Origin of the sequence: Luteimonas sp. RC10 (genome assembly GCF_014192745.1) — a bacterium.
GTDB lineage: Bacteria > Pseudomonadota > Gammaproteobacteria > Xanthomonadales > Xanthomonadaceae > Luteimonas.
In genome coordinates, this window is record NZ_JACHYJ010000007.1 from 85,781 (window position 1) to 102,244 (window position 16,464).

General features: G+C 63.0%; 16 protein-coding genes. 7 read left to right on the forward strand and 9 right to left on the reverse strand.

What is annotated here, in order from left to right; translation table 11 throughout:
- Positions 1 to 24: 24 nt before the first annotated feature.
- From FHW73_RS13045 to FHW73_RS13050, 3 genes are all read right to left on the reverse strand, one after another.
- Positions 25 to 402: a DUF4279 domain-containing protein gene (locus FHW73_RS13045; protein ID WP_183427181.1), complete on the reverse strand. Its 378-nt coding sequence runs from the start codon at positions 400 to 402 to the stop codon at positions 25 to 27.
- Positions 403 to 442: 40 nt separating this feature from the next.
- Positions 443 to 577: a hypothetical protein gene (locus tag FHW73_RS17495; protein WP_255492978.1), complete on the reverse strand. Its 135-nt coding sequence runs from the start codon at positions 575 to 577 to the stop codon at positions 443 to 445.
- A gap of 372 nt (positions 578 to 949) precedes the next feature.
- Entirely contained in the window at positions 950 to 1,417 is a 468-nt protein-coding gene (locus FHW73_RS13050) for a hypothetical protein (RefSeq protein ID WP_183427182.1), read from the reverse strand.
- Positions 1,418 to 2,063: 646 nt separating this feature from the next.
- On the opposite strand from FHW73_RS13050, the gene FHW73_RS13055 reads away from it, so the two are divergent.
- From FHW73_RS13055 to FHW73_RS13070, 4 genes are all read left to right on the forward strand, one after another.
- Complete coding sequence (locus FHW73_RS13055; RefSeq protein ID WP_183427183.1) at positions 2,064 to 2,465, forward strand: DUF2946 family protein; 402 nt, start codon at positions 2,064 to 2,066, stop codon at positions 2,463 to 2,465.
- 115 nt (positions 2,466 to 2,580) lie between these two features.
- On the forward strand, positions 2,581 to 4,812 hold the full coding sequence (locus FHW73_RS13060) for a TonB-dependent siderophore receptor (protein ID WP_183427184.1): 2,232 nt from the start codon (positions 2,581 to 2,583) through the stop codon (positions 4,810 to 4,812).
- Between the two features lie 14 nt (positions 4,813 to 4,826).
- Positions 4,827 to 6,215, forward strand: coding sequence for a PepSY domain-containing protein (locus FHW73_RS13065; protein ID WP_183427185.1), 1,389 nt, complete (start codon positions 4,827 to 4,829; stop codon positions 6,213 to 6,215).
- A 133-nt stretch (positions 6,216 to 6,348) separates the two neighbouring features.
- The gene (locus FHW73_RS13070) at positions 6,349 to 8,385 is read left to right on the forward strand and encodes a TonB-dependent receptor (protein ID WP_183427186.1); all 2,037 of its coding nucleotides are present in this window, start codon (positions 6,349 to 6,351) and stop codon (positions 8,383 to 8,385) included.
- A gap of 1,065 nt (positions 8,386 to 9,450) precedes the next feature.
- Here the strand turns inward: FHW73_RS13070 and FHW73_RS13075 are convergent.
- The 5 genes from FHW73_RS13075 to FHW73_RS13095 all read right to left on the reverse strand — a co-directional run bounded on the left by FHW73_RS13075 (position 9,451) and on the right by FHW73_RS13095 (position 14,081).
- Positions 9,451 to 9,822, reverse strand: a complete 372-nt coding sequence (locus tag FHW73_RS13075; protein WP_183427187.1) for a hypothetical protein — start codon at positions 9,820 to 9,822, stop codon at positions 9,451 to 9,453.
- 256 nt (positions 9,823 to 10,078) lie between these two features.
- Entirely contained in the window at positions 10,079 to 10,882 is an 804-nt protein-coding gene (locus tag FHW73_RS13080) for a hypothetical protein (RefSeq protein ID WP_183427188.1), read from the reverse strand.
- A 658-nt stretch (positions 10,883 to 11,540) separates the two neighbouring features.
- The gene (locus FHW73_RS13085; protein ID WP_183427189.1) at positions 11,541 to 12,011 is read right to left on the reverse strand and encodes a DUF4265 domain-containing protein; all 471 of its coding nucleotides are present in this window, start codon (positions 12,009 to 12,011) and stop codon (positions 11,541 to 11,543) included.
- Between the two features lie 244 nt (positions 12,012 to 12,255).
- Positions 12,256 to 12,699 (reverse strand): DUF4279 domain-containing protein, encoded by a 444-nt coding sequence (locus FHW73_RS13090; RefSeq protein ID WP_183427190.1) that lies wholly within the window; start codon positions 12,697 to 12,699, stop codon positions 12,256 to 12,258.
- Between the two features lie 440 nt (positions 12,700 to 13,139).
- Positions 13,140 to 14,081 carry an aromatic alcohol reductase gene (locus tag FHW73_RS13095; RefSeq protein WP_183427191.1) on the reverse strand — a complete coding sequence of 314 codons (942 nt, stop codon included), beginning with the start codon at positions 14,079 to 14,081 and terminating at the stop codon, positions 13,140 to 13,142.
- A gap of 94 nt (positions 14,082 to 14,175) precedes the next feature.
- On the opposite strand from FHW73_RS13095, the gene FHW73_RS13100 reads away from it, so the two are divergent.
- Positions 14,176 to 14,613, forward strand: coding sequence for a helix-turn-helix domain-containing protein (locus FHW73_RS13100; protein ID WP_183427192.1), 438 nt, complete (start codon positions 14,176 to 14,178; stop codon positions 14,611 to 14,613).
- Between the two features lie 171 nt (positions 14,614 to 14,784).
- Here the strand turns inward: FHW73_RS13100 and FHW73_RS13105 are convergent, their stop codons facing one another.
- Positions 14,785 to 14,949: a hypothetical protein gene (locus tag FHW73_RS13105; RefSeq protein WP_183427193.1), complete on the reverse strand. Its 165-nt coding sequence runs from the start codon at positions 14,947 to 14,949 to the stop codon at positions 14,785 to 14,787.
- A 567-nt stretch (positions 14,950 to 15,516) separates the two neighbouring features.
- Here FHW73_RS13105 and FHW73_RS13110 point away from each other — a divergent pair.
- Together FHW73_RS13110 and FHW73_RS13115 are read left to right on the forward strand one after the other, a co-directional pair.
- Positions 15,517 to 16,140 carry a GntR family transcriptional regulator gene (locus FHW73_RS13110; RefSeq protein WP_183427194.1) on the forward strand — a complete coding sequence of 208 codons (624 nt, stop codon included), beginning with the start codon at positions 15,517 to 15,519 and terminating at the stop codon, positions 16,138 to 16,140.
- Between the two features lie 164 nt (positions 16,141 to 16,304).
- Positions 16,305 to 16,448, forward strand: coding sequence for a benenodin family lasso peptide (locus FHW73_RS13115; RefSeq protein WP_183427195.1), 144 nt, complete (start codon positions 16,305 to 16,307; stop codon positions 16,446 to 16,448).
- Positions 16,449 to 16,464 lie beyond the last annotated feature (16 nt).

A 16,464-nucleotide genomic window follows, 5' to 3' on the forward strand; every position in this document is an offset into this window, starting at 1 on the left:
CAACGACCGGAGTGGTCAGCATACTTAGTCATCCGTGCGCTCCAAGTATATTTCCACTGACAACTGGATACTGAGCTCGGCAAGGGCGGCCATCGTATCGGCCTGCACGCTGAATCCTGTCGTTTCCGATTTGTCCACGAACACGCCGACATACAACTCCGAAGAACCACCAGTCGCCGCAATCGAACTGAGCAATTCACGATGCCTCGCCAGAAGTGGCAGCAACTGCTCGACCCCATCCGTGAAAAACCCAACATCGCGCTCTATCAACTCGAAGACGCAGAAAGTAGCAGGGTTCACACCCGGGAGAACCTGCCCCTTCGGAGTCGTCCTGATCTCACCCGCGCTGTATCCGATGACTGGCGCCAGAGAAATAGACTTGGCGATGGATTGAAACTTCATGCTCGGATGCCAAACCCTGAGAGATATCGTGTAGTAGACCCTATCCAGCGCCATTGTGCTGCTCTATAAAATCAAAATATTCTTCCGCTAACTTTCGGACTTCATCCCAATCGGGATCATTGAAATCATCCAGACCCAGACCCTTGAACGCCCAACCCTGCAATCCTTCTGCCATACAAACTATTTCCCTAATTAACACCCTCTGCCTCCATAGCAGCGCGCTCCATTCAACCAGTGGCTTTCCGGAAATCAGTTCCTGTACAGCCTCCCATGAAGACCCCAACACGCCACCAAAGTCAGAGTATGTATCGACGGGAGACTTTGCGACTGATATCAGAGCACCCTCGAAGTAAACAAGGCTCAACCTCATAGACTCTTCAAGCGAGATCGCAGAGACATCGGGCCTCTTACTCGTTGCACTGCACATAGCTCGAAACACTGAAAAATCAGTCCGCAACGCGAGAGCCCCCCCCAATGCCGCGCTTCGGTGGTATCACTACTGACTTAATCCAGCGCACCAGTTCGGCGCTCAAGAAGTCGACCCAAGCTAGACCCGACGCAGCAGAGCGGCCGCCCTGCTTTCGACAAACTCAGAAAGATCGCCCCGCCTTAGCGCGGATTCCAGTTTTGCCTCAAGCTCCGATTTCTGGAATGCCTCTGCCTCCAGGAATTCGAAGAGCTCCAGCAAATAGACAATGGCGTCCGGCGCACCAGCGTGATACGACCTGGCCATCAGCTCGGCTGCCTCCGCCTTGGCACCGGAATCGAGCCTGTTCAGCCCGAGATTGAACAATCCACACACATTGTTCTTCTCCGCTGCCATTGCATAGAACTCATTGGCCGTGGATGCCTCCAACCAGGAGAAGTCGCCAGATTCAATGAGATATCCAATCGCCACATGCGCGTCCGAATCCCCGGCTTGGGCTGCTTGCAAGAAGTGGGCATACGCCTGCTCGACGTGGCCATCCTCCATCAACTCCCAGGCGCGTACCCAGGCATCGCTTGCCTTTGACATCCTGCCCCCCTTCGCCTCGAACTCCGCGCCCCATCCTCGGATCAGTGATCCATCTTCCTGCCGCGGAGCGACAACCCCTGCATGACAGAAACAAAACCAAACATCAATCCAAAACCCATCACCACGACATCGGAGCCCACGAACTCAGAGCGTTCCAACAACTTGTTGATGAAGTACAGAACAATCCTGAGGAAGAGAAACGAGAAAAACAGAAGGCTTATGAAGCCAAATACCCTTTGAATCATGCGCTACTCACCACTCCATAGACGACCGAACTGCGTCCCAAAGATCTTTGAATCGGGCCCCTCGATTCCCTGATCAACCAACCCTGCCCGACCAAGATCCTCCTACCCCTCACGTACACCATCCGATGCCACCGTGAAGTCCCCAAATCGCGGCAGTGCATTATGAGGCAACATCACCTCATACCTCGCTACTGCCGTGAACCGACGTACCACAGTACGTTCTTCGACGATACGACAGCAGGGCGCGCGACACCATGGGAACGGGCGATGCCTCCGAGGCTCACTTGTCATGTGCGCCGCGCATTGATGGACTCGCATACGCCCAGCGCTGCGACAAACAGTCGCACCCAACGCACCCTCATGCGCGCCTCAATCCCTACGCCCGCAGCTAGACTTCCGTCATGTCCGGGAGCCGCCGTTTCAGACGCGCATTCGCATGGCTGTCGCTGACGGCCGTGCTGCTGCTCGCGTTGCTGCCATCGGTCGGCAGGCTGGCCGCCGCGCCGCATGACGCCCCGCGCACGATTCTGATGGAGCTGTGCACCACGGGCAGCGACAAGCTGGTCAGCATGGTCGATCCGTTCGCGCTGCTGGACACGCCACCGGCCGCGCCGATGGACCACGGCGACAGGCCGGACTGCGCCTACTGCCCGCTGCTGGCGACCACGCTGATCGCGGTGCTGTGGCTGGCCTGGTCGTTGGCGCCGCATATCGCCTCGCCGTTACCCACACCACGCACGCCACGCGTGCTGACGCGACATCCCTGCGGCCTGGGCTCACGCGGGCCACCGCTGGCGGCCTGATCCAAGCCGCCGCGACCTCCGGGTCGCCTCCTTCGTTTGCGATGGCCGCGCGTTGCGCGGCGTCGTGCGTGCGCGCGTGTCCAGCCCGCGTCGCACGCAGTACCGGATCCTGCCCATGCCTCGTTCTATCCCACCCGGGCCACTGTCGGCCCCCGGCACGCCATGCGCCCTTCGATCGATCGCCCCGCTTGCCGGGCTGATGGCCCTTGCACTGTCGCCTTCCGCACTCGCGCAATCGCCCCCGCAGTCCAATGCCTCACCCACTACGCTCGACGCCTTGCAGGTACATGGCCAACGCCTACGCACGCTCGATGCGCCGCAACACACCGGCAGCCGCCTGGGCCTGACCCAACGCGAGACGCCGGCCTCGCTGCAGGTAATCGACCGCGAGGAGATCGCACGCCGGGGCGCCCGCACCACCCGCGAGGCCTTCGAGCTGGCGCAGGGCGCGATGGTCGGCAATGTGCCTGGCAATCCCGCCGTCGTGACCTTGCGCGGCTTCAGCGGCAACACTGTCTCGGTGCTGCACGACGGCGTGCGCCTGGGCGCATCAACCTTCGTCGCCCGCGATGTCGATACCTGGTCGCTGGAACGCGTGGAGGTCCTGCGCGGCCCGGCCTCGGTGCTGTACGGCGAAGGCGCGATGGGCGGCGCGATCAACCTGGTGACGCGTCGGCCCAGCACCGACGGCGTGGCAATCGACGGCATGTTCGGCATCGGCAGCTTCGGCACCCGCCGCGCCGGGCTGGGCGTCAACCAGCCGGTCTCCGACACGCTTGCCGTCCGGGTCGATGCCAGTGGCTTGCGCGCCGACAGTCTCTACGACATCGAGCGCAACGCGGTCGAGACGTCCACGCTCTCGGCAAGCGCAGCATGGACGCCGAGCGAGACGCTATCGATGCTGCTGTCCTGGCAACACGCGCAGGACACGAGCACCGGCACCTATCAGGGCGTCCCGATGATCGCCGCCGAAGACGCCATCGCACCGTCGCGCGTGGTGCGCAGCGCCGATGCTCTGGTGATCGATCGCGCCACCCGCCACACCAACTACAACCCGATCGGCGCCTACACCAGCGCCCGTAGCAACCTCTTGCGCTGGAACACCACCCTCGCGCTGTCGTCGACCTGGCAGCTGCGCAACGACCTGGCGCATTACCGCGCCGATCGCGACTTCGTCTATTCCGACGACTGGCGTTACGACCGCGGCACCGGCCTCTACGCCCGCGGTGTGCAGCGTGTCTTCCACGATCACCGCTTCTGGAACGAGCGCCTGGCCCTGTCCTACGACGGCCCGCTTGCGGGGCGGCGCAACCGCTTCGCCATCGGCGTGGAGGTCAACGACACCGACTTCATCAATCCACGCCAGAGCGGCCTCACCACGCCGGTCACACCGATCGATCCGGTGCTGGGCACGTTCCCCGGCGCCGATTCGGACGCCTTCACCAGCGACCAGGTCTTCCGGACCGGGCTACGCACCCATGCGGTGTTCGTGGAAGACGCCTTCAACCTCACGCCGCGCTGGCTGCTGACTGGCGGCGTGCGCTACGAGCGGATCGACCTCGACCGCGCCATCGACGATCGCATCAGCGGCGCCCGCACCAACTTCGCGCCGCGCTACACGCCACTGTCGTGGCGACTGGGCAGCGTGTTCGACCTGCGCGACCACCTGCAGCTGTACGGCCAGGTCTCCACCGCGGCCAGCCCGGTTTCGAGCATGCTCACGTTGCAGACCGCGTCGGGCCGCTTCGACCTGAGCGATGCACGCGCCGCCGAGGTCGGCCTGAAGGCCGAGGCCTGGGATGCGCGCCTGTCGCTGACCGCAGCCGCATACCGCATCGAGCGCGACGGCATCCTGACCCGCGATCCAGCCAACCCGACGATCAGCGTGCAGGGTGGCCGGCAATCCTCGCAGGGCCTGGAACTGGCCGCCGACCTGCAGGCCACGCGCGGCCTGCGCCTCGAGGCCTCGGCCACCTGGGGACGAGCCCGCTTCGATGAGCTGATCGAAGCCGGCGGCTTCGACCGCCGCGGCCATCGCCCCAGCAACGTGCCCAATGGCACCGCATCGCTCGCGGCGACCTACCGCTTTGCCAGCGCGCCGGTCTCGCTCGGGGCCAGCGGTCACCACGTCGGCGGCTTCTACACCGACAACGCCAACACCTATTACGTGCGCGGCCGCACGACGTTCGATGCCTGGGCCGGCTACGACTGGCCCCGCGTGTCGCTGGCACTGCGCGTGCGCAACGCCGGCGACGCCCTCTACGGCGAGTACTCCGGCTACCCGGCCACCCATGTCTATCTCGGCGCGCCACGCAGCGTCGAGATGACCCTGCGCACGCGGTTCTGAGCATGGTCAGGTCCATGTCCGCTCCCGCACCGCGTCCCGGCAGCGACCGCTACCGCCTGTTCTGGCGCTGGCACCTCTATGCCGGCCTGTTCGTCGCGCCGTTCCTGCTGGTGCTCGCAGTCACCGGCGCGATCTACCTCTTCAACGACGAACTCAACGACGCGTTCTACCCGCACCTGCGCTTCACACCCGCGCCCTGGACGGCACGCGTGCCTCTGGGCGACATGATCGACGTCGCCCACGCCGCCGTACCCGATGCCACGCCGACACGGATCGACCTGCCGGCCGACCACCGCCGCGCCGCGCAGGTGCATCTGGAACAGGCCGACGGCGCCAGCCGCATCGCCTATGTCGACCCCGGCAACGGCACCGTGCTCGGCGTCCTCGCACCGGCACGCACGGTGGTCGGCATCGCGGACCGGCTGCACGGCTCGCTGATGCTCGGTACCTTCGGCCGCTACGTGATGGAACTCACCGCGTGCTGGACGGTGTTGCTGATCGTCAGCGGCCTGTATCTGGGCTGGCCGCGCGAGCGCGGGTGGCGCGTCGCGATACCGGATGTGCGCGCTCGCGGCCGCCGGCTGTGGACCTCGCTCCATCGCGCCACCGGGCTGTGGGTCGCGCTGCTGGTGCTGTTCCTGGTCGCCACCGGGTTGCCGTGGGCGGTGTTCTGGGGCGACTGGATCCGCGGCGGCGCCGAACTCGTCGGCGAAGGCTACCCCGCGGTCTACCGGCGCTATGCCGCGCCGCAGGCACCGCGCGTCGGCGACGCCTTCAACGACGTGCCATGGACCCTGCAACGTGCGCCAATGCCGGCCGCCAATGCAACATCGGCCCACCACGACCATGGCGCGTCCGCACCACGGACTGGTGCGCGGCACTGGACGACGGCCGGCCTGGAACGCGCGATCGCCCACATCCGCGCCGCCGGCACCGACGACGAGCTGCGCGTGTTCCTGCCCAGCGAAGCGCGCGGCGCACTGATGGCCTACACCTATCCCGCGCGGCCGCAGGACCAGGTCACCTACCACTTCGATCGCGACGGCGCGCTGCTGGTCAGCACGGGCTTCGACGACTACGGCGTCGTCGCCCAGGCAATCGAACTGGGCGTGCAACTGCACATGGGCAACTACTTCGGGCGGCTCAACCAGCTGGTGATGCTCGCCGCCTGTATCGGCGTGGTGGTGCTGGTCGTCACCGGGACCACGATGTGGTGGCGTCGGCGTCCGCCTGGCCGTATCGGTGCACCTGCCTCCACCACACGCATCCCGACCCGCGCCCTGCTCGCGCTGCTGCTGATCTCGGCCGTCGTGCTGCCGCTGCTCGCCGCTTCGCTACTCGTCGTGCTGGCGTTCGACCGCTGGGTGCGGCCACACATCGCGACCTTTCGGTGGCTGCGCTGAGTGCGTCTTGCCGGGCCGGGGGGCGTGCGCACCTCCGGCTCAGACGCACGTGAAATGTAATGTTATTACATGATAGATTGCGCGCCCGCGCCGGCCCGGAGGTCGGCATCTCCCCTATCCCCACGCTATTCCCATGCCCGCCACCCCCCTGCATCTCGCCCTGATCGCCGCCCTGACGAGCGGCGCCGCCCACGCCCAATCGGTCGACACCACGATGGGGACTCTGCATGTGCACCAGGCCCGCGGGCAGCTGACCGCACACGAAGTGCTGACCTCGGTCGACGTGCTCGGCGCCGAACGCATCGAGGACCAGACCGTGGCACAGAGCTGGGAACTGCTCGGCCAGATGCCGGGCATGCAGCTCACCGAGACCCGTCAGGGCGCCGAGTCGGGCAAGGTCAGCTTCCGCGCCTTCAATGGCGAGGGCTATCTCAACGCCATCAAGACCCTGATCGACGGCATTCCGAGCAACGTCAACAGCGGCAACCAGCGCTTCATCGACATGCTGTTTCCGCTGGAGATCGACTACATCGAAGTCGTGCGCGGCACCAACGACCCGCGCTACGGCCTGCACAACATCGGCGGCAACATCAACTTCGGCACGCGCCAGGGCGGCACATACACCGATGCCCGGCTGACCTACGGCAGCTTCGCCACCCGCCAGGCACAGCTCGCTGTGGGTCGCGAACACGGCGACTTCGCACAGAACTACTTCGTCGGCGTCCAGGCCTCGGACGGCTACCGCGAGCACGACCACTCGGAAAAGTACTCGCTGGGCGGCAAATGGTTCTACGGCAGCCTTGAGGACGGCATGCGCATCGGCCTGACCGCACGCGCCTACCGCCACCAGGCCGACGAACCCGGCTTCATGACCGCAGACGAGTTGCAAGCCGGGCGCCGGCGCTCGGCGCTGCGCAATGCCCACGACAGCGACGACCGCAGCATGCGTCAGTTCGGCCTGCACATCGATCTCGCCCTGACGGAAGCACTGGTACTGGGCACCAAGCTCTACCACAACCGCTACCACGACGACCGCCGCATCACCTTCAGCGATGTGCCCACCGGCAACGCCCCGCGCCAGCGTCGCGTCTGGGACGAGGCGCAATCGGGCCTGCTCGCCACACTCACCTGGGCGGCCCACCCGGCCCTCACCCTCGAGGCCGGCGCGAACTACGAACAGCAGCACAACGGCTACGTGCGCGAACGGTTCGCCTACAGTGTGCCGACCGACTTCGATGCCACGCCCGCACGCATCCAGAACGACGACCACCACACCTTCCACAATGCAGGCGCGTACCTGCAGGCGATCTGGCAACCCACCGCAGCGTTGAAGATCGTGCCCGCCTATCGCATCGACCGCTTCGATGGCGCAACCCGGCTGCCCAGCGGCGTGCGTGCCGCCTTGCAGGACTACGGCACGATCGGCCAGCCCAAGCTCAGCGTGGTCTACGGGCTCGATGCCGACACCAACCTCTATGCCAACTGGGGCCGCACCTTCCAAGTGTTGACCGGCAGCACGCCGCCGGCCTACCTCACACCCGAGCAGGCGGCGATGCGGCCCTCCACCAACACCGGCATGGAGGCCGGCCTGCGCTTCAGCCCGTTCGCCGGCACCCGCGGGCGCCTGGCAGTGTGGCAGCAGGATGCGGAGAACGAAGTCTCCAACATGCCCGCCACCGGGACCACCGTGGTGCTGGGCAAGACCCGCCGCCGCGGCGTGGACCTGCAGCTCGATGCGCAGATGGGCGAGAAGTGGACGCTATGGGCCTCGCACGCCTACCAGGAGGCGAAGATCGAGCGCGACGGTCGCGCGCCAGGCGTTTCGATCGAAGATAACGAAGTGGCCGCAACACCCCGCACCATCAGCAACCTCGGCCTCGACTACCGCGCCACCGATGCCCTGCAGCTCGGACTGCAAGGGCGGGCGCAGGGTGACTACTACCTCGAAGAGCGGAACCTCACCGACAAATTCGGCGGCTTCGCAGTGCTCGACCTGAGCGCCAAGCTCCGCCTCACCCCGCGCACCAGCGTGGACGTGCAGCTGCGCAACGCCACCGGACGCGAGTACGTCTACGCCTGGTACGACAGCTTCTTCTGGGAAAAGGCCCGGCCGATGTTCTCGCCGTCGTCGGGGCGGAGTGCGTTTGTGTCGGTGACGGTGAGGCTGTAAAGGAACGACGCACCTCGCAGCCTCAGTTGGCCGCGCGAACCGGTGAAGCGGATGGCGCGTCGCGCTGCCGGACCTAAGCGTGCCGAACCCGTCGGCTGTGGACCTCCCTATCGGGTAACCAGGCTTTGGTCGCGCTGCTGGTACTGTTCATGGTCGCCACCGGCGACCACTGGGTGCGTACCCGCGTGCGCTATTGCGGTGGCTGCGGTGAGTGCATCCTGGGGTGCTGTCGCTGAAGGTCGTGCCAACCCGTCGTATCGACGAACCGGCCCAGAAGCTGCAACAGCAGCTTGAACGCATCCGACAGCTGCCCAAGGCAAGGCCGCGCATCGAAAGCGATGTACTCGACTCGTTGCTCCCACAATCTGGATGCTGGTCGCAACGATCACGGCCCGACAACGCACGAGGCCCGTATCGCGGGCCTTGTGCTTCATGGTCAATTGCCCCCAAATGCGCTTCGCTAATTTGGCCTGTCAGCTGGTTCACGAGAAGCTAAATGACAAGGAGCATCTCAAGCCTGCCAAGTTGGAGATCACCGAAGAGGGAAAAAAGCCACCCTCCTGCTCCTCCGAATTCTTGACTGGCCACAGCGTATTGATCTCAAAGAATTCCGGCGCCACAGAGTCGCGAACATCAATCAATCGATCCAACCTGCCTAGCTCATCGAGAAGAAGAGGGATGACCTGGTCCAACCTGACGGTCGGATCAAGAGATACAGAGAACCTAGCAAACGATCGCCTCAAAGTGGCCTTTACACCTGGCCTTACCGGGCCTCCTCGAACACCCTTCTCGCTTGCCCGAGCACCAAGCAACTCTTCGACCCGCTCCGGAGAGCACTCAAACCCGCGAAAGATCAAGGCGACCTCCTTGTGAGCTACCGTGGTCACAACAAGCTCCTCCTTCTCTGCGCCCGCCACCATCCAAAGCCAGTTAGGTCCAGCAAGCGGGCCTCAGCTAGATTCCTGCGATCCTCTCAGCCTGCATGTCCGAGGCTTCCAGTCGATAAAGCTTGTCCTACGTTGTGCCTTCTACGAGCGCACCATCCAGGTGGTGCGCCCGACACACCTACGCCGGTTGCGCGACGATGACGATCTGATCAGGCTCCGTAAGGTCGTTCGCGAAGATCTTGATCCTAGTGAAGGACGCAGCAGAGGGCATCACAATCAATTTCTCGCCCAAGACATCGCAAACCGCTACTTCCTTGTTCGGCGTTGACAGCACGCCATCGTACACAAGCTCGACTCCTTCAATGTCTTCAGTGCTGTCTGCAAAAGTGATGGCGGTCTCTCCATCGGGCGCCGCCAGCGTGCCGATAGCAAGACAGGATCCTGTTGCCGCAACCAGCTCACTACCAAAGTAGTCCGGAATCTCGCCCAACTCATGCCCCATAACGAGTATGAGCGAATTCTGAGGCGAAAGGGCAACGCTTTCCTTCATGGGCTATCCTCACCTCTTTAAATTCGGCACCAAATGAATCACGGCCGCGTCGGACCACGAACCACTCCAACATAACTAGATTGCCCCCAGCTCGCTGAGAATAATGACACGGCCACACACTAAGGCCTGTTCTGAAGACAGACATCAGGTGCGCCAATCAGCTTCGGCGACATGCCGAAATAAGCATCAAAAACCCACCTCACCCAACGATCGGCCTCGGCGATCTCATCCTCGCTATGGGGAAACGCCGGCCTGTTCAGAATGTTATCGAGGTAGCGTGGCGTATCCATCCGCGGCCCCATCCTAAGGAGGCGGTCTTGTAGATCGTGAGCTGATCGCCGGTCGTGATCTGAAACAGAAGGCCTCGCTCTTCAACGAGCGTAAGGTTAGCCGCTCTCAGAACCTCGACGATCAGCCAATCCCCTCTCGACAGGGCCGCCTCGACGTACCTGGGCGCACGATCTGCGTAGTCCCGATGCTCCTGCGCCGTCCAGGGCCTCTGCAGCACAAAGTCTGAATTCACATAACAGATCTGCGCATCTAAATCCCCCAACTCCGCAGCGCGCATCGTGTGCTCGAAGTTCCTCTGCTCGGCCTCGCCCGGGTCCAAGGAAATGCACGACGACAATCGTGCTTGGTCAGCCGGTGCACCGGTCCGGATAAGCGCCAACCGTCGCTCACAGAAGGCTGCAACATCCGGGACGTCCTCCTCGCCTACGCGATTGCAGAGCCCAACCTGATGCTCCGCCAACGCAATCCTCCGGATCGCCATGACGCATTGATTCGCATCCCGGAAATCCTGTGTGGCGGATCTATCGAGGTGCGTCGAAACGGTGGCAGCCGCAGCAGGCCTTGAAGCAACCGGCAACAGGGAGGCGGCTGTTGCGTCAGCAGCATTGCCGCCAGCCGAGATGGCTTCTCTGGAGGACAGCGCCTGATTTACAGCAGCGACATTCAGCGATTCCGGCGCTAATAGGCTGCGGTACAGCAGTGCAGCAGCCACTAACGCCAGCGTCGAGACGATCATGATCCTTGGGAGACGGCGATCAGGCATCTTCATGGACGCTCATTGGAATGTGATCGCAACGCTCGCTGCGTTCGGACCGACTGTCCGCTGGATCGGCATCATCAACGACAGGTAACCAACGTACAAGGGCGCGGATGATCGGCATCACTGCTCACAGGACATACCTGGCTTGCACAAGCCGCATCGAAATCCTGCCATGAGGCGGTTCCGGCATGAACCGCGGGCCTCGCGATCGCGCTATGCAAGATGACTATGCAGCCCGGCTGGTCGCGTCGAGCATTAGGCCGGCGCTGCCGGCGTTTGGCTCGCACCCACCCGCGGAGCCAAACGAGCTAGGGCGATCACCCGCCGGGCATTGCTGCAGGCGCTGCGAAGCGCCGGCGGTTCGCTTCGAACGCGCCCCGACCGACAACGACACCTGTTGCCAATCCCGCCGCTTTCGCATCTCGCCTACCGGCTCGGTATGCGCCACCTGCGCACCCACCCCTACACCGACGCACCAACGCGAGGTCGGATCCCTGGTCAGGACGAGGCTGCGCAGATGAGGCTACTCGCAGGTTTATGTCAGCACGGAGCGACGTGCCACCGCCCGCGACGGCCGACTGCACCGCCACAACTGGCATGGACCTCATGCCAGCCTCGGCCATGAACCGCCCGCCCCATAATTCCGATGCAGCTGAGCGTGCTGCGTTCACACAGCCAGTTCGTGCCGCAACGCACCCTCTTCAACATCGAAGACTCCCTTCTCCTGCCCTTCAACAAGATAGTCCAAGAACGGCTGAATCGGAGCAAATTCCGGAACACTAGCTGCAATCAGGCCTAAGCGCCGGTGACATTCAACGCTACATCCGAGCGCCTCGAAGTCCGCTCGGAATTTCTCGCTATCCGATGGGTCGACGGGGATGAGTCTAAAAGTGGATGCGCCGGAACGCTTTATCAATCGATCAAAGATTAACTCACCATCTTCATTCCTCACCGAGACCTCATCGCCAGCGCTGATCCCCATCACAAAGAACGGGATGTTGTCGATAAGATAGTTTCCGCCGGGCAGCGGCTTAGCCCACAAGCGCTCGTAGTCAGATGGCGGATAGCCGTCTTCATCGCGTTCCAGACGGAAAACAATCCTTTGATGCCTCGTCATTTCGTCACCGCTTTGGTTCATCGCCTGGGTGTGGACCTGGTGTATCAGAGTCGAGGACCTTTGGCTATGGTGCTATGCGCGGTCGCAATGGTGTCCGGCGGTAACAGCGAACCTTCTGTTGACCCGGAGGACGTACGGCTCGCACGCACCCCGCCCGCGAACGAACCCCTCACGTACAGCCTCGCACCTCTTCGTGGTACGGCCACGGTGAGCCACGGGTCATAAATACCGATTATTAAGCGCAGCTCTTGAAACCCTACTACAATCAAGGAACAACTACGGCGAAAGTAATATTAACAGGCAATCCAATTGCTTTCATTTCTTCCACAGTGTGCAAGCTAAGGGTAAAGTCGCACCCACCTCCATCTTCATCAGCATCAGTCAGGATAAGAACATCGAGATATGCGTCCTGCACCCGAGGAAGGCGATCTAACGATGAACGCCTGCGTGCAAGGGCAACCGCCATTCTTGAGACTAGGGTTGATAGATCTTCACGATCGCCTCCTTTTAGCACCAAGGCCCAAAGACCGGTCTTCTGAACCACTTCCTTCTGAGTAGAGGTCGTCCATTTCATACCCTTTTTATGAGACTTCGTGGCCTCGACGCACAGCAAGGCTGTCAACTCCGCCGGATCTAACGCATCCCCATTTAAATAAAAAGACAACTGATACGAACATCTAACACGCTTCGTCATCTCATCACCCACCATTTAGATCACCTATTGTCTCGCCTTGCGGATTCTGCACCTCTCCCGCATTAGGATTTACCCCGTATTGGTCCGCCCCCTTGCCACCGCCCTGGCCTTTGTCATCCTGTTTTATTCCATGAAACCTGCGCCTGCCCGCTACCCCTCGCCCGCCTCCCTCTGCCGCTCGAGCGCGCCCCTCTTCGCCTGATAGCGGCGCCACTTAATGGCGAAGCACATGCCGACACCGAGGACGACGACCTTGAAGATGATGAAGACGGTGGGGAACCAGTCGTACCTGGGAGGACGTCCAGATCCCGATGCCATCTGGGCGCTGCGCGGACAACACCGCTCGCCTGCCTAAACCCTCAGAGCCGCACACCTCTTTAGTCCGGCCGAGCTTGACCGACTGGCGTCACAGCGCGCCAGCCAAGGGAAGGTGCGGACCCATGCCCACCCGCAATTCATTTGCCCTTGAGATTGTCCCTCGCCCATTGCTCGGCGGTGGTGACCTCAATGGATTCGCGGTCGTTGAACGTGCCCGCTTTCGGCCACGCCACGCCTCGGCCCTGCGCAAACACAGCGCGGTACTTCTTGATGTGATGCGTGGGATCCTTCGCCAGTGCATCGAGCAGGTACGGAACGCTCCAGACATTGCGCTTGAACGGGCGCCCCAGCACACGCTCGAGGATGTCGGCAACCTGACCGTAAGTCACGGTATCGCCCGACAGGTAGACGATCTCATTACGGAAACGGCGTTCGTAGAACACGATCTCCGCAGTCAGCGCGCCGATGTCGTCGGGCGTGGTGAGCGTCACGCTGGTGTCCAGGCTGCCGAGGGCATTGACCGTGTCGGTCTCTAAATCGACCACCTCAAACGCCGGCTCGAACATGAAGCTGGTGAACATGCCGGTCGAGATGATGACCCATTCGGTCTTGTCCTGGCTGCGAAGCAACTCGCGCACATCGAGTTGGGCGTCGAACAGGTCCTGCGGGCTGCCCCGTCCAATCGCCTCGAAGTCGACACCGAACTGCCACGGGAAGTAGCGCTTCACACCGGATCTGAGCGCGGCGGTGGCCAGCTTCATCGGCGTTTCCCGTCCCGCGACCATACCCGCGCAGCCGATCACGGTGTCGAAACGGGAAAACACGTCTGCGAGCTGATCGATCGAATCGTTCACCAGATCGGCAGCGACCATCTGAATGCCCAGGCTGCGGAGCTCGTCGATGTCCGCCTTCTTTTCAGGCACCTGGGTGTCGATGGTCGACGCCCTGAGCAGCACGCTGACTGTGGAACCGGGCGCCCGCGCGGCGACGCGGGCCAGATTGCGCAGCACCGGGAGTCCCAGTTCGCCAGCGCCTAGAACGAGAATCGATTGGGGAGGAAGCGAGCTTGACGGACCCATGATGGCAGTGGAACTGTTGCAGATAAGATGGGCAAATGGTTGCACCGGCCCCTAACGCGCTCAAGAAGGCACACACGTGATCCCTGGAAACGCCATGGACGATGACGACGCACTACGCCAAGCAGAGCTCGTCTGCCAGACGCTCCGGGACGACGATGACGGCCTCCGGCGGGAGGTCCTCGCGCACGCGGGCAGCCGCTGGTCGTTGGGCATCCTGCACGCCATGGGCGTGTATGGAACGATGCGTCATGCCGAGATCAAGCGGCAGATGGCCGGCGTGACGCAGCGAATGCTGACCAAGACCCTCCGCTCCCTCGAGCGTGACGGCCTGGTGATTCGCCGGCAGTACGATGAAAAGCCCCTCCGCGTCGAGTACGCACTGACCTCGCTCGGAAGGGCGCTCCTGATCCGCATGTCGCCCGTCTGGACATGGGTGGTCGAGAATGCGGAACAGGTTCGTCAGGCACGTCGCGCTTTCGACAGCCAGGAGCAACGCAGCGCCCTCCATGACCGGCAGGACGATACCCACTGAGGCCTGCGCAGGAGCGCAGCTGGAATGCGGGCGCATCGGCCGCATGACCTGCCGACAGAACCAGGAAAGCGCGACGCCCTCTTGTCATCGAAGGGCGCACACCGCCGGCGTCTCACTCAGAGGGTGGAGTTGGCCGTCACACCGAGTAAGGCAGCCCTGAACGCAGAAGCCTTAGGCCTCACCCGCCTCCCGCTGCCGCTGCCGCTCCAGCGCGTCCTTCTTCTCTTGCTCGTCCTTCTTCGCCTGATCGTGGTGCCACTTGATGGCGTAGAACATGCCGACGCCGAGGACGACGACCTTGAAGATGATGAAGACGATGGGGAACCAGTCGTACATGGGAGGATGTCCAGGTCTCGATGCCACCCGGGTGAGGCGCGGATTCGCGCCTCGTCGTGCCGCGTCAGCGGCGCGGTGGCATCGCAAGGTCGTATTTTAGGCCGCCCGTCTCGCGCCTCCGCGCGACAGTTTGTCGCACCCGGTGAGCCGTGCGGCGCGCGTTCATCGCAGCGCGGCACTTCCACAGCGTTCCATGCGGCGCGATCACTGCCGTCCTACGCGATGCCCACGCCGACGAGCAATGCGGGCGCCAATGTCCCCGGGGACAAGCACGGCCGGCAAGCGTTCCAAGCGCGAACATGCCGATCAAAAGATCACCCGCATCCGTACACTCGAACGTGCAGCACGGGCTGGCGGCGCGTGCATGCGCGCACGTGGGCATGCTGACACTCAAGGAGTATCGCGCCAGCAACGCTTCGACCCGCAATCGCTGCGCCCATCTGCAGAGACGTCGCCCTCAATCCCATCGCTTGGCAAATCCGCGGCCCCGGTCACAGATCGCACCCATCGCGAAGCTGTAGTAATTTCGTCACAGGACGAAGTTCTACGCCGAGACGGAGTTCCGCGATGAACGCAATGCACACCAAGAGCGCGTTTCTGTTCGAGCGCATCCGACGCGTGCTGCGGGAAGGCCGCTACCTGCCGGGCCAGCACATCGAGCCGCTTGCACTGGCACGCGAGTTCAAGACCAGTGTGACGCCTGTCCGCTATGCGCTCCATCAGCTGGCGGGCGCGGATCTGATCGAGATTCATCCGCGCGGTGGCTTCCATGTGCCGATGCTCTTCGAGTCCGCCCTGGAGGGACGCTACGCGTGGCTGGAACGCCTGCTCCTCGATGCCATCGACAGAGGCAGCGCAGCGCATCCAGCCGCCGAACTGCCCGCCGTTCCGGAACCCACGGCCATTCCGGACGCAGCCTGGGCGCTATTCAATGCGATCGCAGACGCCACCGACTACGAAGAGCTGTGCACGGCGCTCAAACGCGCCAACGACCAGCTCGCGCCAGTGCGCCATGCCAAGCACGCCTTGCTCGATGATGCCCACGACGAACTGAGCGCGTTGTACCGGCATTGGGCAGCGCGGGATGTCTCGTCCCTCAAGGCCGGCATACGCGCCTACCACGAGCGTCGCATCGCCATGGTGCCGAGGATCGTCTCGCATCTGAGTCAGAAACGGGCCTCCGTGCACTGACTGACTGCGGCCCTTGCGTCATGCACCACAGCAGCGTTCGCGACCGCTGTCACAAAGCGGGAAGTATCAACTCTGCATCAATCAAATATTATTTGAGCATCACTGCGTTCGGCTCCTAGCTTGAAGCCGCCATGGATGTCCATGGCATCGCAAAGGAGACCGTCATGAGCAACAACGACAACACCCGCACCCAGGTGCAGGACGATGTGATCGAGCTCGGCGTTGCGAGCGTCGAGACGCAGGGCTTTCCGGGCATGCCCACCGAAGGCGTGAACCTGCGTATCGCGCCGGGCATTTCGGAAGACTGACCGAACGGGCGCACCG

Excerpts from the sequence above, each read along its gene's own strand:
- FHW73_RS13050 (WP_183427182.1), bottom strand. The coding sequence starts at position 1,417 with ATGTCAAAGGCAAGCGATGCCTGGGTACGCGCCTGGGAGTTGATGGAG.
- FHW73_RS13110 (WP_183427194.1), top strand. The coding sequence starts at position 15,517 with ATGAACGCAATGCACACCAAGAGCGCGTTTCTGTTCGAGCGCATCCGA.
- FHW73_RS13070 (WP_183427186.1), top strand. The coding sequence starts at position 6,349 with ATGCCCGCCACCCCCCTGCATCTCGCCCTGATCGCCGCCCTGACGAGC.
- FHW73_RS13105 (WP_183427193.1), bottom strand. The coding sequence starts at position 14,949 with ATGTACGACTGGTTCCCCATCGTCTTCATCATCTTCAAGGTCGTCGTC.
- FHW73_RS13045 (WP_183427181.1), bottom strand. The coding sequence starts at position 402 with ATGAAGTTTCAATCCATCGCCAAGTCTATTTCTCTGGCGCCAGTCATC.
- FHW73_RS13055 (WP_183427183.1), top strand. The coding sequence starts at position 2,064 with ATGTCCGGGAGCCGCCGTTTCAGACGCGCATTCGCATGGCTGTCGCTG.
- FHW73_RS13085 (WP_183427189.1), bottom strand. The coding sequence starts at position 12,011 with ATGAACCAAAGCGGTGACGAAATGACGAGGCATCAAAGGATTGTTTTC.
- FHW73_RS13115 (WP_183427195.1), top strand. The coding sequence starts at position 16,305 with ATGAGCAACAACGACAACACCCGCACCCAGGTGCAGGACGATGTGATC.
- FHW73_RS13065 (WP_183427185.1), top strand. The coding sequence starts at position 4,827 with ATGTCCGCTCCCGCACCGCGTCCCGGCAGCGACCGCTACCGCCTGTTC.
- FHW73_RS13060 (WP_183427184.1), top strand. The coding sequence starts at position 2,581 with ATGCCTCGTTCTATCCCACCCGGGCCACTGTCGGCCCCCGGCACGCCA.
- FHW73_RS13080 (WP_183427188.1), bottom strand. The coding sequence starts at position 10,882 with ATGAAGATGCCTGATCGCCGTCTCCCAAGGATCATGATCGTCTCGACG.
- FHW73_RS13095 (WP_183427191.1), bottom strand. The coding sequence starts at position 14,081 with ATGGGTCCGTCAAGCTCGCTTCCTCCCCAATCGATTCTCGTTCTAGGC.
- FHW73_RS13090 (WP_183427190.1), bottom strand. The coding sequence starts at position 12,699 with ATGGTGGGTGATGAGATGACGAAGCGTGTTAGATGTTCGTATCAGTTG.
- FHW73_RS17495 (WP_255492978.1), bottom strand. The coding sequence starts at position 577 with ATGGCAGAAGGATTGCAGGGTTGGGCGTTCAAGGGTCTGGGTCTGGAT.
- FHW73_RS13075 (WP_183427187.1), bottom strand. The coding sequence starts at position 9,822 with ATGAAGGAAAGCGTTGCCCTTTCGCCTCAGAATTCGCTCATACTCGTT.
- FHW73_RS13100 (WP_183427192.1), top strand. The coding sequence starts at position 14,176 with ATGGACGATGACGACGCACTACGCCAAGCAGAGCTCGTCTGCCAGACG.